Raw genomic sequence first — 25,944 nt, 5'->3', positions numbered from 1 at the left:
TTTCGGGTACTACCCGCGATCGTCGCGCCCATGCCAGTTCGGCGGGGCATGCTGGCCGATGCCGCGACGGGCGGACCGTCGATGACGAGGTTCTGGCCGGTAGCCGCGCCGGGACCCGGCGTGGTCGGCGCTCAGGCCCACCGCCAGCGGAAATGACGGACGGCGACCCGCTGAACCAGTCGGGCCGCCGTTCGCAGAATGGAGATCAGAGCGGGCGGATGTTCTCCGCCTGCGGGCCCTTCTGGCCCTGGGTGATGTCGAACTCCACCCGCTGGTTCTCATCGAGGCTGCGGAAGCCGCTCGATGCGATCGCGGAGAAGTGGGCGAAGACGTCGGGGCCGCCGCCGTCCTGGGCGATGAAGCCGAAGCCCTTGTCGGCGTTGAACCACTTCACGGTACCTGTAGCCATGTCTGCTCCTTCGCAGGCTGTTGGAGACCGCACGGTGTGCGGACTCTTACGCCGCCGCGTTGATCGCCCGCGCCGAACCGACACGACAAACGAAAAGAGCGCCTGGATGAGGTTTCAGATAACCCCATCAGGCGCCGGAAACGTCTACGGAAATCAAAACTGCAACAAGGAGACCGTAGCACAGGCGGGTAACAGCCCTTCGTCTCCCTGCGTGTGTCCCTGTCCTGGCGGCGCGACATCCGCAGGTTCTTCGGGGTGCGGCAGACGGTCCTTCTCGTGGTGGAGAAGGACCGTGCGGCGCGGGGTCAGGTAGCGCCGGCCTGCTGGCGGCACTGGTGGTCGCGGTTGTGCTGGAGGGCTTCTTCCAGCTGGTCTTCGAGAATGATGATCCGGCAGGCGGCTTCGAGGGCGGTGCCCTGGTCGACCATCTCCCGGGCCCGTGCGGCCAGGCGCAGCTGGTAGCGGGAGTAGCGGCGATGTCCGCCGGCGGAGCGGAACGGGATGATCAGCTTCGCCTCGTCGAGGCGGCGCAGGAAATCCTGCGAGGCGCCCACGATCTCGGCGGCGCGGCCCATGGTGTAGGCGGGGTAGTCGTCGTCGTTGAGCATGTCGTCGGGTTGGGCCATGCATTCCTCTTCGTGAACGAGGGCCCCGGCGCGTGTTGCGCCGGGGCCCAGGGTTACGGGTTGAATACACCATCTACCGACAGGTTCGTCGGGTTCTCGTTTCCGCACCGTGCCGCTATCAGCAGGCGGTGCGAGGATCGCATAAGCGTGACCGGAGACCACCTCACGTTCGATGGGACTACGGCGTCCGCCTCAGAACTTGCACTACGTCCTGACGGCGGGCGATCCAACGGCGTCCAGCCCTCCCTTTCCTCTTCTTGCATTGCCTACGGTTGCTATCCGCCGATGCCGGAGCCCCACGCGACTTCATGGCCCCGCACATGTGCGGCGGATCCTTGCTGCATCAGGCGGAGCCCCGAACCTTGCATCGGCCCTGCCTGCGGTCTGCCCTGACCTGGAGTTACGTCAAGGTCTTGTCCTGCACTTGCCGTGTTGCGTGCGGTGATGTGGTTTCACCGCAGTTGCCGAGCGAGCCGCGAGAAGTTCCGGGCCCTGCTTCGACGCTCCTGCTCTCGTCAGCGTCTTTAACCGATCTCTGTCGTCAACGGAGGCAACATTACCCAGCCCCACCAAGAATGTCTAGTCTCGGGAGACCAGATTTTCTCGGCCGCTGATCGCGGGTTTCCCCACCGTGCCGCCGGCCCGTGGCGATGTGCGCCCGGCGACGCGCAGGTCAGCCAGCGCTTCGAGGTGACCCGCGCGGTACGCGAGGTCCTGCTGGGGGCGTCTGGCATCGGCCACACTCGCCGCTCGCCTGGCGGGTCTGGACCGGGCCGCCACAGTGCTCGGCGGGCCGGTCCGGTTCGGGGCTGTCTGAGCTGCGGTACGTAATCAACCGCTTACGGCGACGTTGACGGCTTCCCCGTGGACGTATACCTATGTAGTCATCGTCGTCAATTTCCCGGTCGCCGCCACGAGCCGATGGCCGGGAGACGCAGAGGAGTCCATGTGAACCGACGTACCTTCCGCCGCGCCGTCCTGTCACTCGGCATCGCGACGACCACCCTGGTCGCAGCGATCGGCACCCCGGCGTACGCCCGGCCCGACCACCCCGCACCGGCCCCAGTGGTCGCCAGCCCGGTGTTCGCCATCACCGACGGCGTGGCCCGTCAGGTGGCCCTCACCGGTCGGTCCGAGCTGACCCGGTTGGGCGGCTCCGCCGTGAACGGCCCGGTCGACCTGCTCGCCGCCGGCGTCGACGCCCGGCTCGCCGGTGACCTCCGCGCCGCCAACCAGCGGCTGCTGGTCGCCAAGGGCCTGCCGGGCGGCACCGGCTCGCTGTTGCGGTTGCGGCTGGCCCACCCGGACATGCGCGCGGCGATCGCCCGCGGCGAAGCGCCGCTGGTGGCCGCCACCCCGCCCGACGACTCGGCGACGAGCGTGACCGCCTACGACCGCTCCGGCGGCACGGTGGTGCTGGATGCCACGCGGGTGCCGCGGCAGCCGGTGCTCGTGGTGGACGTGGACACCGAGCGGGCGCTCACCGCGGGACTGGCGATGATGCGCCAGGAGTTGGGCGAGAGGGGCATCGGCCGGGCGGCTCCGGCGCGTCCGGCGACCCGCGCCTCCGGGGTGACCGCGTCGGCCGGTTACTGGGCCACCAAGGTCGACGCCGTCCGGCTGAGCGACGACGAGGAGCCCTGGATCAAGGGGGACGCCGAGATCTACAACCTCGTGGCCGGGTTCGGGTTGGACGGCAAGGTCAAGGTCGACCTCGTGCAGATGCCGTACCTGGACCACGACGGCACCACCTACTACCCGAACCAGCTGCTGGTGCACTTCTCGTCGTACAAGTACAACCTGGCCGACGTGGTGATGATGGAGGACGACGGGGACACCAACTACGCGGCCCTGGTCAAGGCCATCGCGGGCGCCCTGCTGGTGATCGTGGACGGTGGCGTGTACACCCCGGTGGTCAACGCGATCCTTGACGCCATCCCCACCTCCTGGTACACCGACGACCCGGACTTCGTGGACGCCTGGTACACCCTGAGCACCGCCAGCAGCGGCCGGAAGCACGGCGCGGGCGCCAACGGCTGGATGGACGTCACCCCGTACTGGGTCGCGCAGTTCTGACCGGCCCGCTCGACCCCGTTGGACGTCTTCGAGCAGCGGGTCTTTCCATCTACGTATTTCCATGCATTACAGTGACGCCGTGCCAGCCCGTACGGGTACAGGCGGCCTACGACGGCCTCCCGGCACCCCCTACTTTCCGTGGAGAGGTGCTCGTGATCAGTAACTCCTCAGCGCGCCGCCGCACCCTGCTGGCTGCCGCCGCTGGTTTCGTCGTGGCTCCGTGGGCGGCGACCGGCGTTGCGCACGCGGCGGTCCCGAAGGTCTACCTCGACCCCGGGCATGGCGGCACCGACCCCGGCGCCGTCGGCAACGGCCTGACCGAGAAGGCCCTGACCCTGAGCATCGCGCTTCAGACCCGCGACATCCTCAAGGCCAATTACAGCGTCGACGTACGGATGTCCCGCACCTCGGACATCACCCGCAGTCTCACGTACCGTACGAGCGACGCCAACGCGTGGGGCGCCACGATCTTCGTCAGCATCCACATCAACTCCGGCGGCGGTACGGGTTTCGAGAGCTACCGGTACCCGGGCACCTCCAGCGCCCTGCACAGTCCGGTGCACTCCCGGGTCCTGTCGGGCATGCGCACCGTCGGCTCGGTCACCGACCGCGGCCTGAAGACCGCCAACTTCCATGTGCTGCGCGAGACCGCCATGCCCGCCGTCCTGACCGAGAACCTGTTCATCGACACCGTGGCCGACGCGAACCTGCTCAAGCGCGCCGCCTTCATCACCGCCACCGCCCGAGGGCATGCCAACGGCATCGCCGCCTACCTCGGCCTCTAGGGTGCTGCGTCGCTGAATCGCCTGCCCGCCGCGGCGGGTCCGGCGAGGACGCCCGTCCGTGGTCCTGGCCGTGCGTACGGGGGTGGCTGCTCGTTCAGGTCGGCAGCCACCCCATGTCTGGCCGTGACGGAGTCAGCCAGCGGCTTTGGCGACGATGCGACTGATCTCCTCCTGACCGAAGGCCCGCATGGTCGTGGTGCGGACGTTGCCCGCCCCGCCGAGCCGCAGGAGCGCCGCGGAGGCGGTTTCGTCGTCCGGCGCCTCGACGATGGCCACGAGGTCGTACGGGCCGGCGGTCCACCAGATGTTCAGGAGATTCGCCCCGAGCTTCTGTGTCGCTGCGGCGAAGGCCTCGGCGCGCTTCGCGGTGTCCTTGAAGCCTTGGATCCCCTGATCGGTCCAGTTCAGCAACGCGACATACGTCGGCATGGCCCTCCACCTCCACGAAGAGATCTCATCGTAAGGCAATTTCTGGGGCATAATGGTCGAAAGTGACCAGCCAGTCGGCGCCGGTGGTGGACTGGAGCGCGACCGGTGTGGCGTGACGAGCTGATGGCATTCCGTCAGTATGCAGCGGGTATGGTCGGAGTATGACTCGCCGCATCACGATCAGCCTGCCCGACGACGTGGCCGCGTACGTCGAGCGCACGCAGGGCACCACGTCCGGTTTCATCGCCGGGATCCTTCGGCGGAAGATGCGTGCCGACAGTCTTCGTGCGAAGTGGGCGCAGCTCGGCTACGTGGTCACCGACGAGGACGTCGAGCAGACCCGCGACCGCTTGGCGGCCCTCGCGCCCGTCAGCGACGAGCAGCACGCCCGCAACGTCGAGTGGCTCAGCCAGTTCGACAACGAGGGGACCGCCGCCGCGTGAACGGTCTCGTCCTCGACACCTCCGCCCTGCTGGCGTACGCGTCGGGCACGAGCGTCGAGCCCGGTGCCATGCTGACCCTGGCCGAGGAGGATCCCGACCAGCAGGTGTGGATTCCGGCGCTCTGTCTCGGGCAGGCGCAGCTCGAACTCGCGGGCACGCCCGCCGCCGCCATGCTCGATCTGCTGTTCACGGAGGACCGCGACATCCAGGTGGCGGTCTACGACGCTGCGACGAGTCGGCGGGTGGCCCGTATCGCGGCCGCGTTCACCGTGTCACTGGACGTCGCGCACGCGATCGCCACGGCGATCCTCTACCGGTGTTATCTGGTGACCCGGGACCGGAAGTCCATCGAGGCGGCGGCGCCGCCCGGCTTGGACGTCTTCGACATCGGCGAGACCTGGGACTGACGCGCACAGGTCGGGTGGTCCTCCGCTCTTGAGCCAGTCGGCGAACTGCCGCCGCTTCTCGTCGCCATGCCGACAGCCGGCCGGGTCCGAGTCTGTCCGCCCCGTCGGGGATAGTGGCGAGGTGGCTGGGTTGACCGTGGAGAGCGACGACGCGTACCTCTGGCTGGAAGATCTTGATGGCGCGGACGCCGCGCGGTGGGTGCGGGACCGCAACGCGGAGACCGTGGCCGCCCTGACCGGCGGAGAGGCGTTCGAGGCCCTGCGCGCCGAGCTCCGCCAGGTGCTCGACGCGGACGACCGCATCCCCTACCCCGGGTGGCGCGGCGACCACCTCTACTACAACTTCTGGACCGACGCGGCGCGCCCGCGCGGGGTCTGGCGACGGACGACGCTCGAGCAGTACCGCCGGCCGGAGCCGGAGTGGGACGTGCTGCTCGACCTGGACGCGCTGGCCGCCGAGGAGGGCGAGAACTGGGTCTGGGGCGGGGCGACAGTGCTGCGGCCCGGCTACGGGCGCGCCCTGGTGAGCCTCTCCCGGGGCGGGGGCGACGCGGTCGTGGTGCGGGAGTTCGACCTCGACCGCCGCGTCTTCGTCGAGGACGGCTTCACGCTGCCCGAGGCGAAGAGCGACGTGGGCTGGATCGACGCCGACCAGATCTACGTCGCCACCGACTTCGGGCCCGGCTCGCTGACCTCCTCCGGCTATCCCCGCGTGGTCAAGCGGTGGCGGCGGGGCACGCCGCTGGCCGAGGCCGAGACCGTCCACGAGGGGCACGCCGACGACGTCGCCGTCTGGGCCTCGCACGACCCGACGCCCGGCTTCGAGCGCGACTTCGTGGGCCGCCGGCTGGACTTCTTCCGCTCGGAGCAGCACCTGCTGACCGCGACGGGGGAGCGGATCCCTGTGGCCGTGCCGGAGGACGCCGGGTGGGACGTGCACCGGGAGTGGCTGCTCGTCCGGCCGCGCTCGCCGTGGGCGGCCGGCGGCGTGACCCACCCCGCGGGCGCCCTGCTGGCGACCCGGTTCGCCGCGTTCCTCGCCGGGGAGCGGGCGATGACGGTGCTCTTCCGCCCCGACGACCGTACGGCGCTCAGCGGCTGGTCCTGGACCCGTAACCGGCTGATGCTGGCCACCCTCGTCGACGTGAAGAGCCGGCTGGAGGTGCTGACGCCCGACGGGGAGGGTTGGCGGCGGGAGGCGCTGCCCGGGGTGCCGGAGTTCGACCACAGCGAGGTCGTGGACACCGACCCGGACAACGACGACGCCTACCTGCTCGCCTCGGAGGGGTTCCTCCAGCCGGCGACGCTGCGCCTCGGGCAGGTCGGCGGCGCGGTCGGGACGCTCAAGCGGGCACCGGCGTCCTTCGACGCGGACGGCCTGGCGGTACGCCAGTTCTTCGCCACCTCGGCCGACGGCACGCGGGTGCCGTACTTCGTGGTCGGAGACCCGGACGCGCCCGCCGGTCCGACGCTGCTCACCGGCTACGGCGGGTTCGAGATCCCCCTGACCCCGCACTACAGCGGGGTGATCGGCCGGGGGTGGCTGGCCCGGGGCGGCACCTACGTGGTGGCGAACATCCGGGGCGGCGGGGAGTACGGCCCCGGGTGGCACCGCGCCGCGCTGCGGGAGGACCGGCCCCGCGCGTACGAGGACTTCGCGGCGGTGGCGGCGGACCTCGTGACCCGGGGCGTCACCACGCCGCAGCGGCTCGGGGTCGAGGGCGGCAGCAACGGCGGCCTCCTGACGGGGGTGATGCTCACCCGCCACCCGTCGCTCTTCGGGGCGGTCGTCGCGCACGTGCCGCTGCTGGACATGCGGCGCTACCATCGGATGCTGGCCGGCGCCTCGTGGATGGCCGAGTACGGCGACCCGGACGTGGCGGCCGACTGGGAGTTCCTGCGCGGCTACTCGCCGTACCACAACGTCGACGGCGACCGGGCGTACCCGCCGGTCCTGCTCGTCACCTCGACCCGCGACGACCGGGTGCATCCCGGGCACGCCCGCAAGATGGCGGCCCGGCTGCGCGCGCACGGCCACGACGTGGCCTACTACGAGAACGTCGAGGGCGGGCACGGCGCGGCGGCCAACAACGAGCAGCGCGCGTTCGTCTGGGCGCTGACGCTGGAGTTCCTGTGGCGAAAGCTGGCCGGGCAGACGCGCCCGCCCCTGCCGCGCCGGCCCTCGCCGGCCGCCCTGGACGAGCGGATCGCTCCCTGACCCGGACGCGACGCGATCCGGGGACGCTGCCGGCCGGCCGTGGGTGCCGGCGAACGGAACCGTCAGGCCGTCGGGGGCGGGGCGGGTAGCTCGTCGACCACCACGACCTCGGTGCCGGGGCGGACCTTCGCCAGCAGTTCCCGCTGCCCGCTCTTCGTCAGCCGGACGCAGCCGTTGGTGGTGTTCCGGCCCAGTTCGCCGTCGTGGTACCAGCTGTGGATGCCGATGTGCGCCCCGCGCAGGCCGGCCGGCACCGAGTCGGGGTCGTCGGGCACCGAGCCGAGGGCGTAGATGTCGACGCCCCCGTACACGCTCTGCGGCGGCGGGGTGCGGCCCAGGATGAAGGTCCGGCCCAGCGGGGTCTCCTGGCCGCGCTGGCCGAGGCTGACCTCCCAGCTGCGCACGGCCCGGCCGGCGCGGTACCAGGTGAGGCGGTGGTGCTTGCGTTCGATCACGATCTGGTCGGTCAGCGCCACGGTGGTGTGGCCGCCGGGCGGCAGCCAGGCGAGCGTGCGGTTGGCCGACGGGAGCAGCACCGCCGTCCAGCCGGCCCGCCGCTGGGCGATCGGCATGGTCAGCTCGACGCCGCTGATGGTGGGGTCGAGGAACGCCAGCGGCCGGCCGCCGGGGGCGGTGTAGGCGGCGATGCGGCGGGTCGGGTGCAGGCCCTCGGTCAGCGGCGTGGTGTCCATCGTGTCCGGGTCGGCCGGGAAGCCGGTGGGCGCCGGGCCGTAGTCGACCACCGGCAGGTCGTCCGGCGCGGGCGCGGCGACGGGCACCCGCTCCGGCGCGGCGCTGGTCGGGGCCGCGCCGGTCGGCGCGGGCGGCCCGACGACGACCGGCGGCGCGGTGGGCTCGGCTCCGGGGGTCAGCACCCAGCCGGTGGCCCCGCCGGCCAGCAGGAGCAGGGGTACGCCGACGGCGGCGGCCAGCGCGCGGACGTGTCGCCGGTTCATTCGGTCAAAACGCACAAACTAACTGTAACGGGTGAACGACGGCGAAACCCCGTCCCGGCCGGAATGCCGGTCGGGACGGGGTTTCGCAGGGGTGGAGCCTCAGCTCAGCCGCGCGCCCACGTGGATGGCGATCGCGTCGTGGGCGGGCACGTTCGCGGCGAACCAGCCGCCGCCGTCCACGGTGATCACCGGCCCGCTGCACGTGCCGTTGCTGAAGGTGCCGTGGACGACGTCGCAGTAGCGACCGGCCGGCAGCCCGCTCTGGTATGACCGGCCGTTGACCGCGGAGTCCTCGTCGTTGATCGTGACGAAGCCCTTGCCGGACCGGCCGAAGGCGATGTGGTTGTTGCCGTTGTCGTACCAGTTGACGACGCCGGCGCCCTCGGTGGCGTTGCGGAAGCCGACCATGTTGGCGATGACCGGCCAGCGGTGCTCGCACTCCCAGCCGGAGTAGCAGGTGGCGTTCAGGGTCCGTCCGGAGCTGTCCGAGGGCGGGCCCTGGTCGCGCTGGCTGAACGTGTAGCTCGACATCACCGTCGGGGAGCCGTACGGCCAGGCGAGCATGAACGCGTTGGCCAGCGCGTAGATGCCCCGGTCGCGGTACGTCAACACCCCGCCGACGTCGCGCTGGGTGTCGTGGTTGTCCACGAAGACGGCCGCCGACCCGCTGGGCAGGTGCCCCCAGCCCTCGCCGAAGTTGCGCAGGTAGGCCAGCTTCTCGGAGCGGAAGACCCGGGCCAGGTCCTTGCCGTAGCGGAACTCGTGCACGTCGCCGTTGCCGGTGTACTCACCCGGCTGGATGGGCTCGCCGGCGCCGTGGATCACCTCCTGCACGATGTACGCCGAGCGGGACAGCTTGCCCCTGATGGCGGCGATGTCGGCGGCCGGCATGTGCTTGCTGGCGTCCATCCGGAAGCCGTCGACGCCCAGCGAGAGCAGGTCGTTGAGGTAGCCGGCGATCTTCGTCCGGACGTAGTCCGACTCGGTCTTCAGGTCGGCGAGGTTGACCAGCTCGCAGTTCTGCACCTCCCACCGGTCGTTGTAGTTGGCGATGTCGTCGCCGCCGTTGCGGCCGCAGTGGTGGAAGTCCTGCGTCTGGTAGATCCCCGGGTAGTCGTAGTGCCCGTACGACGAGCCGGCCCAGCCGGTGCCGCCGTTGTCCTGCCCGGACATGTGGTTGACGACCGCGTCGACGACCACCTTCACCCCGGCGGCGTGGCAGGTGTCGACCATGGACTTGAACTGCGCGCGGGTGCCCTTGCGGGACTCGATCCGGTAGCTGACCGGCTGGTACGCCAGCCACCACTGCGAGCCCCGCACGTGTTCCTGGGGCGGCGAGACCTGCACCCAGCCGTAGCCCTTCGGGCCGAGATTGGTGCGGCACTCGGTGGCCACCGACGACCAGTTCCACTCGAAGAGGTTGGCGATGACCTTCTTGCCACCTGCCGGGGCCGCGCCGGCCGGGGGAGTGGTCGCGGCGGTGGGGACGATCAGGCCGGCGATCACGCCGAGGGCGACGATCGCCGACAACCGTCGACGTCTCTGCATGGAGGACTCCTGACGGGGGATGGGGGACGGGACGGTGGCGAGGCCGGGAGGCCCCGGTGGTGCCGGGATCTTGCAGTACGGCTTGAAAATTTCCGAAAGGTTACAAGCGCATTGCAAGCGCTGTCAATGCATGGCCATGTATGGATGTCTTCGCGCTGCCGGCCTCGTGCGACGGACAGGCGCCTGCGATCGAGCGGTCAGGTGGCCGCGTCGAGCCAGCGTCGCCAGCTCGTGCGGGTGGGAGTCTGCTCGGGATGCGCGGCCACATGGAGGACGAACTGTGCCCGGAGCCGGACCAGGGGATCGTCGGCGGACGTCAGCGTCTCCACCTCATGGAGGAACGGCGAGTCGTGGAGCTGACGGACCAGGCTTGCGTACAGCCAGTCCTTGCACCGGTACGGTCGCCTCAGTGCCGCGAGGATCAGCTCAGCGATCTGTGGCCTGATGGCCGCAGGGAGACCGCCCCGACCGAGCCGGCGAAGGAGCATCTCCTTCGTTCCCCAGCGGGACCACATCCACGACTCCGGCGCTCCCCACTCGTCGGGATGCTCCGCCTCCCACCGCAGGTAGAGGGCCACGATCGGCGCCCACCGTGTGCGGCCGGCGCGGTCGTCGTCCGAAGCGTCCCGGAAGGCATCGAGAGGTCCGTGGATCGTCTGCGCCTGATGCCACCGGAAGTCGGCGCGCGCCTGGTCCAACCTCGCGGCGAGCCGAGCCTGACCGGACCTCGACCGGTGGTGCGCTGCCCACAGACCGTTCGACAGGTGCAACGCTTCACTCGCCGCGGCGAGCAGTGCCTGATGCCGAGCCAGCGCATGGTGACGCACGACCGGATCGACCGCCACCAGGTCGAACAGCCAGGAGTAGTCGCCGCGCGGCTCCGCAGACACCATGGCAGCTTGCCATCCCCGCCCAACCAGGAAGCAGCGGCACCGACAGGCGTCAGCAGAGGTGTCGGCTCCGCCTGAGAACTCGTCAGGCGGAGCCGACGAGCAGCCCGCGATCGGCCATGAAGGCTCGCAACGTCTCCGCGTCCTCAGCGGACATCAAGCGGCGTGGGATCACGGTCGCCGGCATCCGGCCGACGTACACGATCCAGAACTCAGGGGTGTCCCGCACCCGAGCCACCCCGTCCCAGGCGATACCGCCGGACTCCGAGCCGCTGCGCATCATGATGTTGTCGTCGGTGATGTCGTAGGCGCCCTCGACGGCGTAGCGACCGGAGCGCCGACGGGCCCGCCACTGCACCCACGGCGAGTACAACATCGACAGCAAACCACCCAGGACCATCGCCATGCACAGCGACGAGACCCGGTCACCCCACGAGAACCCCCGCGAGACGGCAAACCCGATCGCCCCGACCACCGCCAGTACCGCACCGATGTAGCCGAACTTGCGCAACCGGACACTGCCGAGCGCAGCGGCCACGCGGCCCGGGTAGGCGGGATCAGCTGGGACGTCGAAACGGATGTGCACGCCAGAACGATAGTGCCCCCTACCGTCCGTCGGCAGCGCCTGACTCGCACCGGCTGGCCGTCAGCGGTAGGAGGCACCTCGTCCCTGGAACGCTGGCAACCGGAGACAGCCGGGCGGCTGCGTCAGGTGATGGCCAACAGCACGGCCTGGCCGTTCACGGCTGCGGCGCGATAGAAGCGGCGCAGTTCGGTGAACTGCAACATGAGGTGGTCGAACTCGTCAATGCCGTTGGTCCAGATGGCCGGGTAGATGTCGGCGGCTGCCATGGCGCTCGGGTCGAAGCGGGCGCGCAGCGTCTCCACGTCCACGGCGTCGAGCCCGGTGGCGATGACCCGGACGGTGTACGGGTCCAGCAGCCGGGCGGGACCGTAGCCGCCATCCTGACCGATCTCGTCGCCGCCGAGAATCGCCGCGCCGGCACCCTCGCCGATCTCCCAGGCGGTGCCGGTGAGCAGGTAATGGATGCCGTGCCACGACTTGTCCAGATCGAGTTCCGGCTCGGGCATTTCGGCCTCGTCGTCGAGGTCGCCGTAGATCAGTTCGTCGACCGCCGTCGGGTCGGCGAGCACCGCAGCCATCTCTTCGACCGACAACCGGCGCCCGATGAACACCATGCCCAAGGACCGGCCCCTTCCCGTTGTCGTCGGCGGGCTGTCACGCTGACCGACAGATCTCAGGCGGCACCGTACCGCAGCCTCCATCAGCGTTGAGAAGAAAAGCAGGCCGCACTCGCAATGACCTTCTCGCCTGCCTCGTCGCAGCAGGATCGGCTCACGACGGGTGGCACAATGCGCCTGTGTCGATCTCCGCGAAAGGCTCTCCCAAGGCTCGCATCGTCACGGGGTTGCTGCGGGACGGCAACCGGGTGCTGTTGTGCCACCGATCTCCCCGGCGCCGTTGGTATCCCGACGTCTGGGACATGCCCGGTGGGCACGTGGATCCCGGGGAACTGCCCGGCGCGGCACTTGCCCGGGAGCTTCGAGAGGAGCTGGGCATCGACATCGCGGCGCCGTCGGGTCCGCCCGTGCACGAAGTTCATGCCGACACGTTCGACATGCAGATCTGGCTGATCGAAGCGTGGACGGGGTCTCCGGTCAACGCCGCGCCGGACGAACACGACGCCATCGCGTGGTTCACCGGGGACGCGCTCGGAGAACTGTCCCTGGCTCATGACAGTTACCTCGCCTTGTTCAGCAAGGTCCTTGGCGAGCATCGAGCCTGACCACGACCGGACCCTCTGAAGATCACACGCGGGCCCCCGCTTCGGCGCCGGTACGCGGAATTTCCGCGCGCCGGTGATCCGCCCGCCCTGCCCGTCCGTACTCGATGGGGAACAGGGCCGGCCGGTGGTGCGCCGCCGCGAGACGATCGAGGAGCAGATGGCCCGGGCACAACGGAACCAGAAGCCGCCCACCGTCCGGACCACCAGCACCAGCCGGGGGGCCCGCACCCGGTCCCGGCCCGCGGTGGCCCTGCTGACCCTCTCGGCGCTCGCCGCGCTGTGGGCCGCCACCATGCTGACCGGCGCCGGCTCGGCCGCGTACGCGTACGGCTTCTTCTTCACCGAGTTCTTCGCCGGGGTCGTCGCCCTCGTGGCGTTGAGCCTCACCGTGATGATGGGGCTGCTCGCCACCGACCGGCTGGTGCTGCTGATCCGGCACCGGGTGCTGCTCCAGTCCGCGCACCGGGCCACCGGCATCCTCGGCGTCGCCGGGCTGGTCTTCCACGTGCTCACGAAGATCGCCACCGGCCGGGCGGCGAGCACCGACGCGGTGGTCCCCTTCGTCGGTGGACGGGGCCTCTACGTCGGCCTCGGCACGGTGGCCGCCCTGCTGATGGTGAGCGTGCTCTGGACCGGTGTCGTCCGGGCCCGCTTCGCCGGGGTCGGTCCGAAGTGGCTCTGGCGGACCCTGCACTCGGCCGCGTACCTCTCCTGGCCGTTCGCCATCGTGCACGGGCTCAACGCCGGGCGGCCCGCGAAGCCCTGGGTGCTGCTGAGCTACCTCGCCTGCGTCCTGCTGGTCGTGCTGGCGCTGCTGGTCCGCCTCTCCGTCAGCCTCGGACGGCGCCGCCGGGAGCAGCACCAGGCCGCCGCGATGAACCAGGCCCTGGCCGGGCGGCCGGCCGAGGACGCCCCGCGCCGGTCGCTGTTGCGGGGCCGGACCCGAAGCGCCGACCGGGCGGCGGAGCCGGAAAGGCGCGCGGGGACCTGGGCCGGCACCACGATCGCCGGTACCACGGTCACCGGCACCTGGTCCGCCCCCGCCGCGCGGCGCCGCGACCCGGAGCGGTTCACCGTGCCGGCCGTGCCCGAGCCCGGCACGCTCCACGACCCGGCACGCCCGCGCCGACGTGCGGCGGAACTCGCCCCGGCCGGTCGGCGCCAAGTCGAGGAGGCGCCCACGTCGACCCGCCGCCGGCGCGAGGAGGAGCCTGCGTCGACCGGCCGGCGGCGGGGCGAGGAGGAACCCGTCCCCACCGGCCGCCGCCGCGCCGGCGAGAGCACTCGCCGGGACCGGGCGGAGCGGGACGGGGTGCGGCGCCCCTCCGCGCCGCCCCGCCGCCGGGAGGAGGCCGAGGAACCCTGGGACAGCCCCCGCCGCTGGGAGCCGAGCGACCCGATCTCCGCCGGGCCCGTGTCCGCGGGTCCGGTGTCCGCGGGGCCGCGCAGCGGCGGCGGTCGGCACAGCGTCGAGGACGACCGGGACCTCGAACCGGACTACTGGCGGCCCCCGGTCCGGTACGTCCCCGAGGAGGTCCCGCTGCCGGCCGACGACACGCCGACCCTGGTCGACCTCGCGTCCCGGCGGGCACGCCGGGCCGCCGGCGAGAGCAGGTCCGTGCGCCGCCGCCGGGTCAACGCCGACGCCGTCGACGGGGCGTACTGGGCCGGGCTGCGGGGTGAGGCGAAGTGATCCGGACGACCGTGCCCCCGGTGGCCTGCGTCGGCGAGCCCCGGCTCACCGCCGGCTTCGCCGAGTTCGGCCGGCTCGACCTGCCCGCCCACGAGGAGGTGCACGGGCCGGTCGGGCCGATGGAACCGGCCACCCTGCTCCGGCTCGCCGAGGGCGTACAGCTCAAGGGCAAGGGCGGCGCGGGCTTCCCGTTCGCGAGGAAGCTCCGCGCGGTGCTGGAGTCCTGCGAGCGGCGGGACCTCCCGGCGGCGGTGGTGGTCAACGCCACCGAGGGAGAGCCGGCGAGTTGGAAGGACAAGGTGCTGCTCACCCGGGCCCCGCACCTGGTCCTCGACGGCGCCGCGCTGGCCGCGTACGCGCTGGACGCCGAGGAGATCGTCGTCGGGGTGGCCGACGACGGGGTGGGCCGCGACTCCCTGACCGAGGCGCTGGAGGAACGCCGGATGCCGGCGCCGACCAGCATCGTCACCGTGCCGCACCGGTTCATCTCCGGCGAGGGCGGAGCCCTGGTCAACGGCATCAACGGCCTGCCGCACATCCCACCGGGCACCAAGCGCCGCTCCAGCGACTCCGGCGTCGGCGGCCTGCCCACCCTGCTCTCCAACGCCGAGACGTACGCCCAACTCGCGGTCGCCGCCCGGCTCGGCCCGTACGAGTACGCGGCGCTCGGCACCGACGACGAGCCGGGCACCGTGCTGCTCACCGTCACCGGCGCGGCGGGACGCCCGGCGGTGGTGGAGTGCGCGGCCGGCACCGCGCTGCGCGAGATCCTCGACCTGTGCGAGGTGCCGGACGGGCCGGGCATTCTGACGGGCGGCTACCACGGCAGGTGGATCACCCGGGAGGCGGCCGACCGGGCGGAGATCTCCCGCAAGGGGCTGGCCGCCGTGGGCGGCACCCTCGGCGCGGGCATCCTCGTCCCGCTCGGCGCGGACACCTGCCCGCTCGGCGAGGCCGCCCAGGTGGTGCGCTACCTGGCCGGCGAGTCCGCGGGGCAGTGCGGCCCGTGCCGGATGGGCCTGCCCGACCTGGCCCGCGCCGTCGACCTGGCGGTCTCCGGCAGCGCCCCGGTGGAGGTGGTCCGCGCCGCCGCCGGCGACGTGAAGGGCCGCGGGGCGTGCAGCCACCCCGACGGTACGGCCCGGTTCGCGCTCTCCGCGATGGAGGTGTTCGCCGAGGACCTGCGGCTGCACACCACCGGCGAGGGTTGTGGCCGGCGGGTCCGGGCGGTGATGGGCCTGCCGGGCGCCCCCGACCCGAACCCGCAGCGGCTCACGCTGGACTGGTCCCGCTGCGACGGGCACGGGCTGTGCGCGCACGTGGTGCCGGACTTCATCCGGCTCGACGGGAACGGCTACCCCGCCTTCCCGCCCACCCCCGTGCCGACCTGGCTGCGCGAGGGCGCGCGCAAGGCGGTCAAGGTCTGCCCCGAACTCGCGCTGCGACTCACCCCCGCCCCCTGAGGGGCGGGGGTGGCCGGCGGGTCAGCGGGGGGTGAGGCGGTCGGTGCCCAGGCGGGCCTGGAGGACCTCGGGGACCAGCACCGAGCCGTCGGGCTGCTGGAACTGCTCCAGGATGGCCGGGAAGAGCCGGCTGGTGGCCAGCGCCGACCCGTTGAGGGTGTGCACGAAGCGGGTCTGCTTGCCGCCCGGCTCGCGGTAGCGGATGGCCGCCCGGCGCGCCTGGTAGTCGCCGGCCCAGGAGACCGACGACACCTCCTTGTACTTGCCGGTGCTCGGCATCCACACCTCGATGTCGAGGGTCTTCTTCATCGACGCGCTGGCGTCGCCCGCCGACAGCAGGGTGCGCTGGTAGTGCAGGCCCAGCTTCTCGACCAGGCTCTCCGCGTGCAGGAGCATCTCCTCCAGCGCGGCGTCGGCCTGCTCCGGCAGGCAGAACTGGAAGATCTCCACCTTGTTGAACTGGTGGCCCCGGACGGTGCCCCGCTCGTCGGAGTGCGACCCGGCCGCCTCGCGGCGGTAGCAGGGGGTGTACGCGAACGCCTTCAGCGGCAGCTTCGCCGTCTCCAGGATCTCGTCCTGGTACGCCCCGAGGATCGCCGTCTCCGAGGTGGGCAGCAGGAACTGCCCGCGCGGGGCGGACTCCCGGTCCAGGTGGTAGACGTCGTCGTAGAACTTCGGGAACTGCCCGGCGGCGAAGCCGGCGGTGTCCAGCAGCAGGTGCGGCGGGAGCAGGAACTCGTAGCCGGCGCTGATGTGCTCGTCGACGAAGAAGTTGAGCAGCGCCCACTCCAGCCGGGCGCCCATGCCCGTGTACATCCAGAAGCCCGAGCCGCCGAGCTTGACCCCGCGCTCGTGGTCGACCAGGCCCAGCATCCGGCTCAGCTCGATGTGGTCGCGGACCTTCTCGATCGCCGGCGGCTCGCCGAAGGCCCGGACGACCCGGTTGGCCTCCTTGCCGCCCGGCAGCACGTCGTCGGCCGGCAGGTTGGGCAGCTCGCTCATCGCGGTGCGCAGCCGCGCCTGCACCTCGTCCAGCTCGGACTCCAGCTCGGCGAGCTGCTTGCGCCCCGCCTCCGGCGTGGAGACCTCCGGCTCGGTGCCGGCGCGCTTCGCCGCCGCGTAGGCGCGCGCCTCGGCCTTGCGGCGCTGCCGCTCGCCGTCGATGCCACTGATCAGGGCGCGGCGTTCCTGGTCGAGCCGCTGGATCTCGTCCAGGGCGCGGTTGACCTCGGCGGGATCCAGTCGCTTCGCCAGCGCGGTCGCCACCGCCTCGCGATCCTTCCGGATCAACTCCATGTCGAGCATGCTGCTCCGTACGCTCCGTCCGGACGTCGGGTGGACCCACCGATGCTACCGTCGCGGCCCGGTCGCGCCCGGCCCGGTCTCGACGACCCCGCCCGGCCGGCGTCGCGCCCCCGCGACGCCGGGCACTCGGCCCACGGCCGGCGCGGCGGTCAGAGCCGGCCGGCGGGTCGGAGCCGGCGCGGCGGTCAGAGCCGGATGGGCATCAGGATGGAGAACGCCTCGACGTCGTCCGCCCGGCGCACGGCCAGCGGAGCGATCGGCCCGTCCAGCTCCAGCAGCAACTGGCCCCGGCCGGCCGCGTCGAGGGCCTCCAGCAGGTAACCGCCGTTCACCCCGACGCGGAACGCGTCGGACTCCCCGGCCAGCTCGTCCGCCCCGAGCAGCCGCACCCCGCCCCGGCCGTCCGGGCCGAGCACGGTCACCGCGAGCGGGAGGCCGTCGTGCCGCCGGGTGACGACGGGGGCGTCGGCGCTGGTCAGGGCCGCCCGCAGGGCGTCGGCGTCGACCGCCAGCCGGTGCGCCGGCCCGTCGTCGGGCGTCGGGCGGAGCAGCCGGCGGTGGTCCGGGAAGTCGTACGGCAGGACGGCGGCGTCGACCGTGCGGCCGGCGACGGAGACGGAGATCGTGCCGGCGGCCACCGTCAGCCGGGCCTCGGGGGTGCTCCCCGCGCCGGTGTCGAGCAGGGCCCGCACCTCGTCGACGAAGGCGACCGGGGCGAGCACCCGCACCGCCGGCCCGTCGACCCGGGCGTCCGCCCGCGCGACGGCCAGCCGGTGCCGGTCGGTCGCCACCAGCCGTACGCCGTCGACGTCGGACTCGAACAGCACGCCGGCCAGCACCGGCAGGTCGGGGTCGGCGCCGACGGCGAAGCGGACCGCGTCCACGGCGGCGGCCAGGTCGGCGCGGGACAGGACGAGACGGGTGATCATGGCGGGCTCCCCGGGATCGATCAGCGTACGGATCCGGGAGAGCTCCCTACGGGCGTCGGCGAGACCGTCCTCCAACCGGCGCAGGTGCGCGTCGAGCAGGCGGTGGATCTGGGCCGGCTCGGACCGCAGCGCGGCGGCGATCTCGGCGACCGGCATGCCGACCCGGCGCAGCCCGGCCACCAGCCGGGCGGGGCCCACCTGGTCGCCCGTGTACCAGCGGTAGCCGGTCACCGGGTCGACCAGGGCCGGGGCCAGCACCCCGGCCGAGTCGTAGAACCGCAGGGCGCTCACGGTCAACCCGCTGGCCCGGGCCAGCTCGCCGATGCTGCGCAGGTCGCTCTCCACGGCGCCGATCCTGTCGTCTCAACCTGGTCGAGGGTCAACCCGCGCCGGGCCGGGCGGCCCGACGGTCGGGCCCTGCGCTCAGCGGGGCCGGTCCAGCACCCGGAAGGTCATCCCCGCCCGCACCAGCCGGTCCAGCAGCGCGTCGCCCATCGCGGTCACCGGGGTGACCTGCCCCGCCGTGGCCGGCAGTTCGTCGCCGGCCAGGCAGAGCGCCGACTCGCCGAGCATCTTCGCCGTCTCGTCGTAGCCGGGGTCGCCGCCGGCCACCTCGGTCAGCACCCGCCGCCCGCCGCCCGTGGCGACGAACCGGACCCGGAACCAGGACTTCGCTCTCTGCTGCGGCGTCGGCCCCTGCCCGGAGGCGAGCCGGCCGAGCAGCCAGCGCCGGGTCGGCGGCAGCTTCACCAGCGCCACCAGCCCGCCCAGCCCGACGCCGCCGGCCAGCACCGTGGGCAGCCGCTTCACGGCCGCGAAGTGCCGGTAGCGGAAGTCCGGCCCGTACTCCGGGCGGGCGGCGGCCGAGCGGCGGACCACCTGCGGGTCGATGGTCGGCAGCGGCACGATCCACATGCCCAGCTCCTTCGAGCGGGCGAGGCGGCCGGGCACCGCGCGGACCCGCCGCCCGGTCGGTCGCGGCTCGACCTGCCGCCGCTCGCGGGCCGCCCGGGACGCCTCGGCGGTACGGGAGAAGGCGGTGAGCGCCGAGTGGTACGTGCCGGCGGAGAACCGCCCGCCGGCCCGGACGAAGCCGTCGACGGTGATCGGTACGTCGTCCGGCAGGTGCTTGAGCGTGAACCAGACGCCCAGGTCGTGGGGGATCGAGTCGAACCCGCAGGCGTGCACGAGCCGCGCCCCGGTGCGCTCCGCCTCGGCGTGGTGGCGCACGTACATCAGGTCGACGAACTCGGGCTCGCCGGTGATGTCGAGGTAGTCGGTGCCGGCGCGGGCGCAGGCGGCGACCAGCGGCTCCCCGTGGTGCACGTACGGGCCGACGGTGGTGGCCACCACCCGGGCGCTCTCGGCGACCGCCCGCAGCGACTCCGCATCGGTGACGTCGGCGGTGAGCAGGGGCAGCCCGGCCAGCGCCGGGTCGATGGCGGCCAGCCGGTCCCGTACGGCGGCCAGCCTGCCGGGATTGCGCCCCGCGAGCGCCCAACGCAGCCCCGGCGGGGCGTTGCGGGCCAGGTACTCGGCGGTCAGCCCCCCGGTGAAGCCGGTGGCCCCGAAGAGGACGACGTCGTACGTCCGCTGCTCACGCATCCGCCGAGTCTGCCACCCGGCACGGCGGGCCGCAGCGTTCCGCCTCAGCCGGCGGCGGCCGGAAGATCGGGGCTGAGTACGGCGCGGACGCAGCCGTCGGCCCTGTCCCGGAACAGCGCGTACCCCTGCGCTCCCCGCTCCAACGGCAGCCGGTGGGTGGCCAGGTGCTCGGTACGCAGCTCGTCGCGGGCCATCCGCTCCAGCAGCATCGGGATGTAGCGCTGCCCGTGCTGCCGCGCACCCCGCACCGTCAGCCCCTTCTGGGTGACCGCCCCGAGCGGGAAGGTGTCGACGAAGCCGGTGAACTCGCCGAGCAGGAAGACCGAGCCGCCCTTGCGGCAGGCGTGCACGGCCTCGCGGACGGCGGCCGGTCGCTCGGCGCCGCCGGTGAACCGCTCGGCCAGCGACCGTGGGCCGTGCCCGTTCCAGGCCGCCCCGACCGCCTCGACGCACACGTCCGGGCCCCGCCCGCCGGTGCGCTCGCGCAGCTCGGCGACGACGTCGGCGAGCCGGTGGTCGATCGTCTCCGCGCCGGCGTGCCGTTCGGCCATCCGCAGCCGCTCCTCCTCCGCGTCGACGACGACCACCCGTTCCGCGCCGAGCAGCCACGCCGCCCGGGCCGCGAGCTGCCCGACCGCGCCCGCGCCCCAGACCGCCACCACGTCGCCGGGGCGCACCTGGCCGAGGTCCGCGCCCATCCAGCCGGCCGGCGCGGCGTCGGAGGCGAACAGGGCGCGGTCGTCGCTGACCGCCTCCGGCACGGTGAACGCGCCGACGTCCGCGTACGGCACCCGGACGTACTCCGCGTGGCTGCCGGCGAAGCCGCCCATCGCCCGGGGCTGGCCGAACGCCCCGCCGGTGGGATGGCCCCAGGCCGCCTCGGTGACGGCCGGGTCGGCGCTGCCGTTGTCGCAGCAGGAGGGCAGGTCACGCCGGCAGTACCAGCAGCTGCCGCAGGCCACCGACGAGCAGACCACCACCCGGTCGCCGACCCGGTGCCGGCGTACCTCCGGCCCGGCCTCCACCACCTCGCCGAGGAACTCGTGCCCGAGCACGTCCCCGACGGCGAGGAACGGCACCCGACCGGCCAGCAGCGGCAGGTCCCCGCCGCAGGTGGCGCTCTGCCGGACCCGGACGATGACGTCGTGGCCGTTGCGCAGCTCCGGGTCGGGCACCTGCCGTACCGCCAGCTCGCCCGCGCCCACCCAGCACAGCGCCCTCACCGCGGCGGTCCCGGCGGACGGTCGGCCGGCCAGCGGTCCGCGCGGAGCACCTCGCCGGTCTCGGCGAGCTGCTTGACCTCCCACAACGCCCGCCGGACCAGCAGGCCGGGATCGTCGCCGACCAGGTGGGCGGCGAGCCCCGCCGGGGCCGCCGCGCCGGGCACCGGCCGGGCCGCCAGCTCCGTGCCCCGGCAGCCGGGGGCCGGCCGCAGCTCGACCTGCACCGCGCCGCCGAGCCGGCGCAGGGGCTCCGGCCAGCGGCCGCCGGGCAGCACCTCGCCGGGCGGGCGGTCGACGGTCACCACCTGCCAGCGCGCGGGTCGCGGGTCGGCGCCGGCCGCGCGTGGCCAGGCCGACCCGCGCCGCCGTACGGCCAGCGCCCGGCCCGCCGCCGCGACGGCGAGCGCCACCGCGGTCGCGCCCGCCAGCCGTCGTCTCCGATCCACCTCGGCCCCGCCTCCCGGTCCCCTCCCACGCCGGACGCGCACCGGCGCGCGCGGCCGGTCGCCCGCGTAGGACCAGGGTCGGCCGGGGCGGGGTGAAGCCGGCTCCCCCCGAAGGGGTGAACGGGCCCGCGCCGGGTAACCGCGGCCGGCGGGACCTGGGGGAGTGGACGCGTCGGTGGAGGGCGGGGCCGGATGCCGGAGGACGTACGGGACACGGGAGTCGTCGCGGTCGCACCCGGGCCGGCCGGCACACCGCTGCTGGCGTCGCGGCTGTGCCCCGCCCCGCCGCCGGAGCCGCTGGTGCTGCGGCCCCGGCTGCTGCGGGCGCTCGACGAGGGGACCGCCGGGCCGGTCACCCTGGTCCGCGCCCCCGCGGGGTGGGGCAAGACGACGCTGCTCGCCTCCTGGTTCCGGGCCGCCGGGGAGGCCGGCGCGCCCGGGGGCCGGGTGGGGCAGGGGCCGGTGACCGACGCCGCCCGGGGGCGCCGGGACGACGGGCCGACCGGTGCCGCGCCGGGCGACTTCGGCGCGGCGGCGGGCGTACCGGCGGAACCCGGCCGGTCCCGGGCGGCCTGGGTCTCGGTGGAGACCGGCGACGACGGGGACCGGCTCTGGTCCTACCTCGCGGCGGCGCTGCGCGCGGCCACGGATCCCGCCGACGACGTACCGGGCCCCGTGCCCGACCGGCCGCCCCGCCCCGACCAGTTGGAGGTGCTGGCCGCGGCCCTCGCCGCCCGGGAACGGCCGGTGCTGCTGGTCCTGGACGACCTGCACCGGATCACCGATCCCGAGGCACTGGCCGGACTGGAGTTCCTGCTCCGCCACGCCGAGCAGCGGCTGCGGCTGGTGGTCGGCGCCCGCGCCGGGCTGCCGCTGGCCGTGCACCGGCTGCGGCTGGCCGGCGAGCTGACCGAGGTCGGCCCCGACGAACTGGCCTTCGGCGACGACGAGGTCGCCGACCTGCTGACCGCGCACGGGGTGGCGCTGCCGGCGGCCGGGGTACGCCGGCTGCGGGAACGCACCGGCGGCTGGCCGGCGGCGCTCCGCTTCGCCGCGCTGGCGCTACGCGGGCAGCCGGACCCGGCCCGCTGGGCCGAGCAGTTCGGCGGCGACCAGCCGGACGTGGCCGGCTACCTGCGCGAGGAGGTGCTCGCGGGGCTCGACCCGGATGCGCGGGACGTGCTGCGCCGCTCCGCCGTCGCCGACGCGGTCTGCGCCGGCCTCGCCGACGCGCTGACCGGCCGGACCGACGCCGAGCAGGCGCTGGCCGGCCTGGCCGGCGACGGTGGGCTGCTGCGCCGCGACGACAGCCGCCCGCCCTGGTACCGCTGCCCCCCGCTGCTGGCCGACCTGCTGCACGCCGAGCTGGGCCGGCTGCCCGCCGACGAACTGCGCGACCTGCACCTGCGTGCGGCCGGCTGGTACGCCGACAACGGGCGGCCCGCCGAGGCGCTGCGGCACGCGCTCGCCGGCGGCGACCACGACCGGGCCGCCGCGCTCTTCGTGGCCCGCTGGCCGGAGCTGGTCCCGTACGACGGCGAGACGCCCGCCGGCCGTCCGCCCGCGCCCCCGCCGCCGGAGGCCGTGCGCCGCGATCCGGAGCTCGGGCTGGCCTGCGCCGCCGAGCGGGCCCGGGCCGGCGACGCCACCGCCGCCGCCGGGCACCTGCGCGACGCCGTCGAGGCCGCCCGGACGCTGCCGGCGCCGCGCCGGGACCGGTTCCGGCGGCTGGTCACCGCGCTGGAACTCACCCTGGCCCGGCTGGCCGACGATCCCGAAGCGGTACGCGCCGCCGCAGCCCGGCTGCTCGCCACCCGCCCCGCACCGTCCCCGGCGTCCCCCGACCCGTCCGTGTCCCCGGCGTCGCCCGACCCGTCCGTGTTCCCGGCGACCGATGGGCCAGCGGGGGACGCGGCGCCGTCGGGGAGCGCCGTCGACGGGCTGCTCGCCGCGCCGATGCCCGCTGAGCCGATGCCTGCCGAGCCGCGCGGCGCCGCCGAGGACGCCGACGTGCGGGCGGTGGCCGGCACCGCGCTGGGTCTGGCCGACCTCGCGGACGGGGACCTGCCCGCCGCCGGCCTCGCCTTCGCCCGGTCGCTGTCGGCGGCCCGAGAGGCGGGGCGACCGCGTACGGAGCTGGTCTGCGCCAGCCGGGCGGCCCTGTTGCACGCCGTCCGGGGCGAGCTGCGGGCCGCCGAGACCCTCGCCAGGGACGCCCTCGCCATGCCGCCCTGCCACGGCTGGTCCTGCCGGGAGGACTGCGCCCACGCGTACCTGGCCCTGGCCCTGGTCGCGCTGCACCGGGACCAGCCCGAGGAGGCGGAGGCGAACCTGGCGCTGGCCGCGCCGGCCACCGGCGAGCCCGTGGTGGGGGCGGTGGCGGCGCTGTGCCGGGCGTACCTGCTGCGGGACGCCGGTGACCTGCCCGAGGGCCACCGGGTGCTGGCCGAGGCACGGGAGCGGCTGGCCGACCGCCCCCGTGCCGGCGAGCTGACGCACTGGCTGCTGGCCGCCGAGTCGGACGTACGCGGGGCACGAGGTGACCTGGGCGCCGCCCGGGAACTGCTCGGGCGGGCACCCGACGCGGCCGCCCCGCCGCTGGCCGTCGCCCTCGCCCGGGTGGAGTTGCGTGCCGGCGACCCGCGCGCCGCCGGGTACGCGCTGCCGGACTGGGAGGCGCCGGAGGCGGCCGGCTGGCCGCTGCCCGTACGCCTGGACGCCGCCGTGCTCGACGCGGTGCTGGCCGGGCGCGCGGGCGACGACCGGCGGGCCGGACGGCTGCTGGAGCGGGCTCTCGACCTGGCCGGGCCGGAGGGGTTCCGGCGGGCGTTCACCCGCGCCGAGCCCGGGGTCCGTGACCTGCTCGCCGCGCACCTGGACGCCGGTACCGCGCACTGGCCGACGGTCAGCGACCTCGTCCGGGGCGCCGACGCGCCGGCCGAGCGGGCCCCGGCGGAGCGGGGCACGGGGGCGCTGGACGAGCCGCTGACCGAGCGGGAACTGACGATCCTGCGCTACCTGCAGAGCATCCTGTCCAACGTGGAGATCGCGGCCGAGCTGTCCCTGTCGGTCAACACGGTCAAGACCCACGTGCGCAACATCTACCGCAAGCTCGACGCCACCCGCCGCCGCGAGGCCGTCCGCCGAGCCCGCGCCCTCCACCTCATCTAACCCACCCCACCTCGCCCCGTCCCTCCGCCCCTCCACCGCGTCGATCATGCAGTTGTGGTGGGCGAACTGCCCTCTGCCGCCCCATTTGCGGGGCACCAGAACTGCATGATCGACGGGAGCGGGCGGGGAGGGGGGTTACGGGGTGGCGGCGTCGACGGCCGTCAGGAGGTCCGCCAGGTCGTAGTCGCCGTCGTGGCGGGTGCCGTTGACGAACAGGGTCGGGGTGGCGTGGACGCCGCTGCGGATGCCGCCCACGAAGTCCCGCCGCACCCGGTCGCCGTGCGCCTGCCGCTTCACCTCCGCGGCGACCTCGTCGGCGGGCAGGCCGAGCTGCTCCACGCCGAGCGACAGGTGCACGGGGTCGAGCTGGTCCTGGTGCTCGTAGAGCCAGTCGTGCATCGCCCAGAACTGCCCGCGCCGGCCGGCCGCCTCGGCCGCCTCGGCGGCCTGCTCCGCGTACGGGTGCATGTTGGTGATGGGGAAGTGCCGGTACACCAGCCGCACCGTGTCGGCCCGCTGTCGCAGCAGCTCCCGCAGGTTCGCGTACGCGGCTCCGCAGAACCGGCACTGGAAGTCGGCGTACTCGACGATGGTCACCGGCGCGTCCACCGGCCCGCGGACGTTGTCGTGCCCGGTCACCGGGGTCCGCAGGCGGGCGGTGACCTGGAGTGGAGTGGTCATCGGGTCACCTCAGTCATGTCTCCCAGCCTGCTCCGTGACGGGGTGAGGGTGGCTCACCCCGTCCGGGTGGTCCGGCGCCCGGCTCAGCCCAGCACCGGGGCGACCGCGATGTGGTTCTGCACCTCGCGGATGCCCGGCGCGCACCAGACGGTCCGTTCCACCTCGGCCCGCTCCGGCATCGAGTGGACCAGCCCGCCGAGCAGCACGGTGTCGCCGTGCACCCGGACGGTGATCCGCTCCGCCTCGGTGGCCCCGTTGCGGGCCAGCGCGTCGACGATCCGTACCGCCAGGTCGTGCCCGTCCGGCCGGGTGTCCGGGCGGACGGTGATGCCGTTGCTGACCCCGCGTACGCCGGTCAGCCGGGCCACGGCGCGCTCGGCGGCGCGACGCTGGTACTCCCAGTCCACCTCGCCGTGCAGCGTGACCCAGCCGTGCGAGACGGTCACGTCGAGCTGCTCCAGGGGCACGAACGCGTCCCACTCCAGCGTGTGCCCGGCCGCGGCGGCGATGTCCGGGTCGGCGCGTTCCGCGCCGGTGCCCAGGCGTACCGCCAGGTCGTTGGCGACCGCCCGGACGCGCGCCACCCGGTGCGCCGCCCGCTCGGCGGCCCACTTCTTGGCGTAGCTGTCCACCCGGCCGGTCAGGGTGACCACGCCCTCGGCGACCGTCACGCCGATCTCGTGCGGCCGTACCCGGGGTTCCCAGGTCAGCTCGTCGAGGACGGCCGACTGGATGTCCTGGTCGGTACGGCTGATCGTTTCGATGGCCATCTGTCACTCCTCACGGGATAGCTGCCGGTGCGCACGGGTTCGCCGGGACCGATCCTGGCGCCG

General features: G+C 73.7%; 24 protein-coding genes. 9 read left to right on the top strand and 15 right to left on the bottom strand.

Features of this window, described 5'->3' with window-relative positions:
* Positions 1 to 205 precede the first annotated feature (205 nt).
* Together OG989_RS31000 and OG989_RS30995 are read right to left on the bottom strand one after the other, a co-directional pair.
* Complete coding sequence (locus tag OG989_RS31000) at positions 206 to 409, bottom strand: cold-shock protein (protein ID WP_151453711.1); 204 nt, start codon at positions 407 to 409, stop codon at positions 206 to 208.
* 305 nt (positions 410 to 714) lie between these two features.
* Positions 715 to 1,035: a MerR family transcriptional regulator gene (locus OG989_RS30995; protein WP_132237156.1), complete on the bottom strand. Its 321-nt coding sequence runs from the start codon at positions 1,033 to 1,035 to the stop codon at positions 715 to 717.
* A 948-nt stretch (positions 1,036 to 1,983) separates the two neighbouring features.
* On the opposite strand from OG989_RS30995, the gene OG989_RS30990 reads away from it, so the two are divergent.
* Positions 1,984 to 3,111 (top strand): DUF3103 family protein, encoded by a 1,128-nt coding sequence (locus tag OG989_RS30990; RefSeq protein ID WP_327029262.1) that lies wholly within the window; start codon positions 1,984 to 1,986, stop codon positions 3,109 to 3,111.
* A gap of 146 nt (positions 3,112 to 3,257) precedes the next feature.
* Complete coding sequence (locus tag OG989_RS30985) at positions 3,258 to 3,896, top strand: N-acetylmuramoyl-L-alanine amidase family protein (protein ID WP_305069285.1); 639 nt, start codon at positions 3,258 to 3,260, stop codon at positions 3,894 to 3,896.
* Between the two features lie 132 nt (positions 3,897 to 4,028).
* Here OG989_RS30985 and OG989_RS30980 read toward each other — a convergent pair whose 3' ends face one another.
* A complete protein-coding gene (locus OG989_RS30980; protein ID WP_151453713.1) occupies positions 4,029 to 4,325 on the bottom strand; it encodes a GYD domain-containing protein in 297 nt (98 codons plus the stop codon).
* Between the two features lie 161 nt (positions 4,326 to 4,486).
* On the opposite strand from OG989_RS30980, the gene OG989_RS30975 reads away from it, so the two are divergent.
* The 3 genes from OG989_RS30975 to OG989_RS30965 all read left to right on the top strand — a co-directional run bounded on the left by OG989_RS30975 (position 4,487) and on the right by OG989_RS30965 (position 7,393).
* Positions 4,487 to 4,768 carry a hypothetical protein gene (locus tag OG989_RS30975; protein WP_151453714.1) on the top strand — a complete coding sequence of 94 codons (282 nt, stop codon included), beginning with the start codon at positions 4,487 to 4,489 and terminating at the stop codon, positions 4,766 to 4,768.
* Entirely contained in the window at positions 4,765 to 5,175 is a 411-nt protein-coding gene (locus OG989_RS30970; RefSeq protein WP_151453715.1) for a type II toxin-antitoxin system VapC family toxin, read from the top strand. Before OG989_RS30975 ends, OG989_RS30970 begins: the two co-directional genes overlap by 4 nt.
* Before the next feature lie 121 nt (positions 5,176 to 5,296).
* Positions 5,297 to 7,393 carry a prolyl oligopeptidase family serine peptidase gene (locus OG989_RS30965; RefSeq protein WP_327029261.1) on the top strand — a complete coding sequence of 699 codons (2,097 nt, stop codon included), beginning with the start codon at positions 5,297 to 5,299 and terminating at the stop codon, positions 7,391 to 7,393.
* A 62-nt stretch (positions 7,394 to 7,455) separates the two neighbouring features.
* Here OG989_RS30965 and OG989_RS30960 read toward each other — a convergent pair whose 3' ends face one another.
* The 5 genes from OG989_RS30960 to OG989_RS30940 form a co-directional block, all read right to left on the bottom strand.
* Positions 7,456 to 8,364: a L,D-transpeptidase gene (locus tag OG989_RS30960; RefSeq protein WP_327029260.1), complete on the bottom strand. Its 909-nt coding sequence runs from the start codon at positions 8,362 to 8,364 to the stop codon at positions 7,456 to 7,458.
* Positions 8,365 to 8,448: 84 nt separating this feature from the next.
* Positions 8,449 to 9,897: an alpha-amylase gene (locus OG989_RS30955; RefSeq protein ID WP_151456767.1), complete on the bottom strand. Its 1,449-nt coding sequence runs from the start codon at positions 9,895 to 9,897 to the stop codon at positions 8,449 to 8,451.
* 197 nt (positions 9,898 to 10,094) lie between these two features.
* A complete protein-coding gene (locus OG989_RS30950) occupies positions 10,095 to 10,790 on the bottom strand; it encodes a hypothetical protein (protein ID WP_327029259.1) in 696 nt (231 codons plus the stop codon).
* 82 nt (positions 10,791 to 10,872) lie between these two features.
* The gene (locus OG989_RS30945; protein WP_327029258.1) at positions 10,873 to 11,373 is read right to left on the bottom strand and encodes a YcxB family protein; all 501 of its coding nucleotides are present in this window, start codon (positions 11,371 to 11,373) and stop codon (positions 10,873 to 10,875) included.
* Positions 11,374 to 11,495: 122 nt separating this feature from the next.
* Positions 11,496 to 11,987, bottom strand: a complete 492-nt coding sequence (locus OG989_RS30940) for a YfbM family protein (protein WP_327031275.1) — start codon at positions 11,985 to 11,987, stop codon at positions 11,496 to 11,498.
* A gap of 182 nt (positions 11,988 to 12,169) precedes the next feature.
* Here OG989_RS30940 and OG989_RS30935 point away from each other — a divergent pair, with 182 nt between their 5' ends.
* The 3 genes from OG989_RS30935 to OG989_RS30925 all read left to right on the top strand — a co-directional run bounded on the left by OG989_RS30935 (position 12,170) and on the right by OG989_RS30925 (position 15,751).
* A complete protein-coding gene (locus OG989_RS30935) occupies positions 12,170 to 12,595 on the top strand; it encodes an NUDIX hydrolase (RefSeq protein ID WP_327029257.1) in 426 nt (141 codons plus the stop codon).
* Positions 12,596 to 12,719: 124 nt separating this feature from the next.
* The gene (locus OG989_RS30930; RefSeq protein WP_327029256.1) at positions 12,720 to 14,288 is read left to right on the top strand and encodes a hypothetical protein; all 1,569 of its coding nucleotides are present in this window, start codon (positions 12,720 to 12,722) and stop codon (positions 14,286 to 14,288) included.
* Positions 14,285 to 15,751 (top strand): NADH-ubiquinone oxidoreductase-F iron-sulfur binding region domain-containing protein, encoded by a 1,467-nt coding sequence (locus tag OG989_RS30925; RefSeq protein ID WP_327029255.1) that lies wholly within the window; start codon positions 14,285 to 14,287, stop codon positions 15,749 to 15,751. The genes OG989_RS30930 and OG989_RS30925 overlap by 4 nt, the downstream gene beginning before the upstream one ends.
* Positions 15,752 to 15,772: 21 nt before the next feature.
* Here OG989_RS30925 and serS read toward each other — a convergent pair whose 3' ends face one another.
* The 5 genes from serS to OG989_RS30900 form a co-directional block, all read right to left on the bottom strand.
* Positions 15,773 to 17,056: a serine--tRNA ligase gene (gene serS / locus OG989_RS30920; protein WP_132237168.1), complete on the bottom strand. Its 1,284-nt coding sequence runs from the start codon at positions 17,054 to 17,056 to the stop codon at positions 15,773 to 15,775.
* A 185-nt stretch (positions 17,057 to 17,241) separates the two neighbouring features.
* Entirely contained in the window at positions 17,242 to 18,318 is a 1,077-nt protein-coding gene (locus OG989_RS30915) for a DNA polymerase III subunit beta family protein (protein WP_327031274.1), read from the bottom strand.
* 90 nt (positions 18,319 to 18,408) lie between these two features.
* Positions 18,409 to 19,590, bottom strand: coding sequence for a saccharopine dehydrogenase family protein (locus tag OG989_RS30910; RefSeq protein WP_327029254.1), 1,182 nt, complete (start codon positions 19,588 to 19,590; stop codon positions 18,409 to 18,411).
* Between the two features lie 44 nt (positions 19,591 to 19,634).
* The gene (locus tag OG989_RS30905; protein ID WP_151457412.1) at positions 19,635 to 20,813 is read right to left on the bottom strand and encodes a zinc-dependent alcohol dehydrogenase; all 1,179 of its coding nucleotides are present in this window, start codon (positions 20,811 to 20,813) and stop codon (positions 19,635 to 19,637) included.
* Positions 20,810 to 21,259, bottom strand: a complete 450-nt coding sequence (locus tag OG989_RS30900; protein ID WP_151457413.1) for a hypothetical protein — start codon at positions 21,257 to 21,259, stop codon at positions 20,810 to 20,812. Before OG989_RS30900 ends, OG989_RS30905 begins: the two co-directional genes overlap by 4 nt.
* A gap of 192 nt (positions 21,260 to 21,451) precedes the next feature.
* On the opposite strand from OG989_RS30900, the gene OG989_RS30895 reads away from it, so the two are divergent.
* On the top strand, positions 21,452 to 24,430 hold the full coding sequence (locus OG989_RS30895; protein ID WP_327029253.1) for a LuxR C-terminal-related transcriptional regulator: 2,979 nt from the start codon (positions 21,452 to 21,454) through the stop codon (positions 24,428 to 24,430).
* Positions 24,431 to 24,565: 135 nt separating this feature from the next.
* Here OG989_RS30895 and OG989_RS30890 read toward each other — a convergent pair whose 3' ends face one another.
* Positions 24,566 to 25,111 carry a DsbA family protein gene (locus OG989_RS30890; protein ID WP_327029252.1) on the bottom strand — a complete coding sequence of 182 codons (546 nt, stop codon included), beginning with the start codon at positions 25,109 to 25,111 and terminating at the stop codon, positions 24,566 to 24,568.
* 83 nt (positions 25,112 to 25,194) lie between these two features.
* Complete coding sequence (locus OG989_RS30885) at positions 25,195 to 25,881, bottom strand: BON domain-containing protein (protein WP_151457639.1); 687 nt, start codon at positions 25,879 to 25,881, stop codon at positions 25,195 to 25,197.
* Positions 25,882 to 25,944 lie beyond the last annotated feature (63 nt).

Source organism: Micromonospora sp. NBC_01740, assembly GCF_035920365.1.
Taxonomy (GTDB): Bacteria; Actinomycetota; Actinomycetes; order Mycobacteriales; family Micromonosporaceae; genus Micromonospora; species Micromonospora reichwaldensis.
Note: the sequence above shows the minus strand (reverse complement) of the source record. Positions and strands in the feature narration are given on the sequence as shown.

What these genes read in the sequence shown, in the direction of transcription:
- OG989_RS31000 (WP_151453711.1), bottom strand. Translation starts at nt 409, where the DNA reads ATGGCTACAGGTACCGTGAAGTGGTTCAACGCCGACAAGGGCTTCGGC.
- OG989_RS30995 (WP_132237156.1), bottom strand. Translation starts at nt 1,035, where the DNA reads ATGGCCCAACCCGACGACATGCTCAACGACGACGACTACCCCGCCTAC.
- OG989_RS30980 (WP_151453713.1), bottom strand. Translation starts at nt 4,325, where the DNA reads ATGCCGACGTATGTCGCGTTGCTGAACTGGACCGATCAGGGGATCCAA.
- OG989_RS30975 (WP_151453714.1), top strand. Translation starts at nt 4,487, where the DNA reads ATGACTCGCCGCATCACGATCAGCCTGCCCGACGACGTGGCCGCGTAC.
- OG989_RS30955 (WP_151456767.1), bottom strand. Translation starts at nt 9,897, where the DNA reads ATGCAGAGACGTCGACGGTTGTCGGCGATCGTCGCCCTCGGCGTGATC.
- OG989_RS30950 (WP_327029259.1), bottom strand. Translation starts at nt 10,790, where the DNA reads ATGGTGTCTGCGGAGCCGCGCGGCGACTACTCCTGGCTGTTCGACCTG.
- OG989_RS30940 (WP_327031275.1), bottom strand. Translation starts at nt 11,987, where the DNA reads ATGGTGTTCATCGGGCGCCGGTTGTCGGTCGAAGAGATGGCTGCGGTG.
- serS (WP_132237168.1), bottom strand. Translation starts at nt 17,056, where the DNA reads ATGCTCGACATGGAGTTGATCCGGAAGGATCGCGAGGCGGTGGCGACC.
- OG989_RS30910 (WP_327029254.1), bottom strand. Translation starts at nt 19,590, where the DNA reads ATGCGTGAGCAGCGGACGTACGACGTCGTCCTCTTCGGGGCCACCGGC.
- OG989_RS30895 (WP_327029253.1), top strand. Translation starts at nt 21,452, where the DNA reads ATGCCGGAGGACGTACGGGACACGGGAGTCGTCGCGGTCGCACCCGGG.
- OG989_RS30890 (WP_327029252.1), bottom strand. Translation starts at nt 25,111, where the DNA reads ATGACCACTCCACTCCAGGTCACCGCCCGCCTGCGGACCCCGGTGACC.
- OG989_RS30885 (WP_151457639.1), bottom strand. Translation starts at nt 25,881, where the DNA reads ATGGCCATCGAAACGATCAGCCGTACCGACCAGGACATCCAGTCGGCC.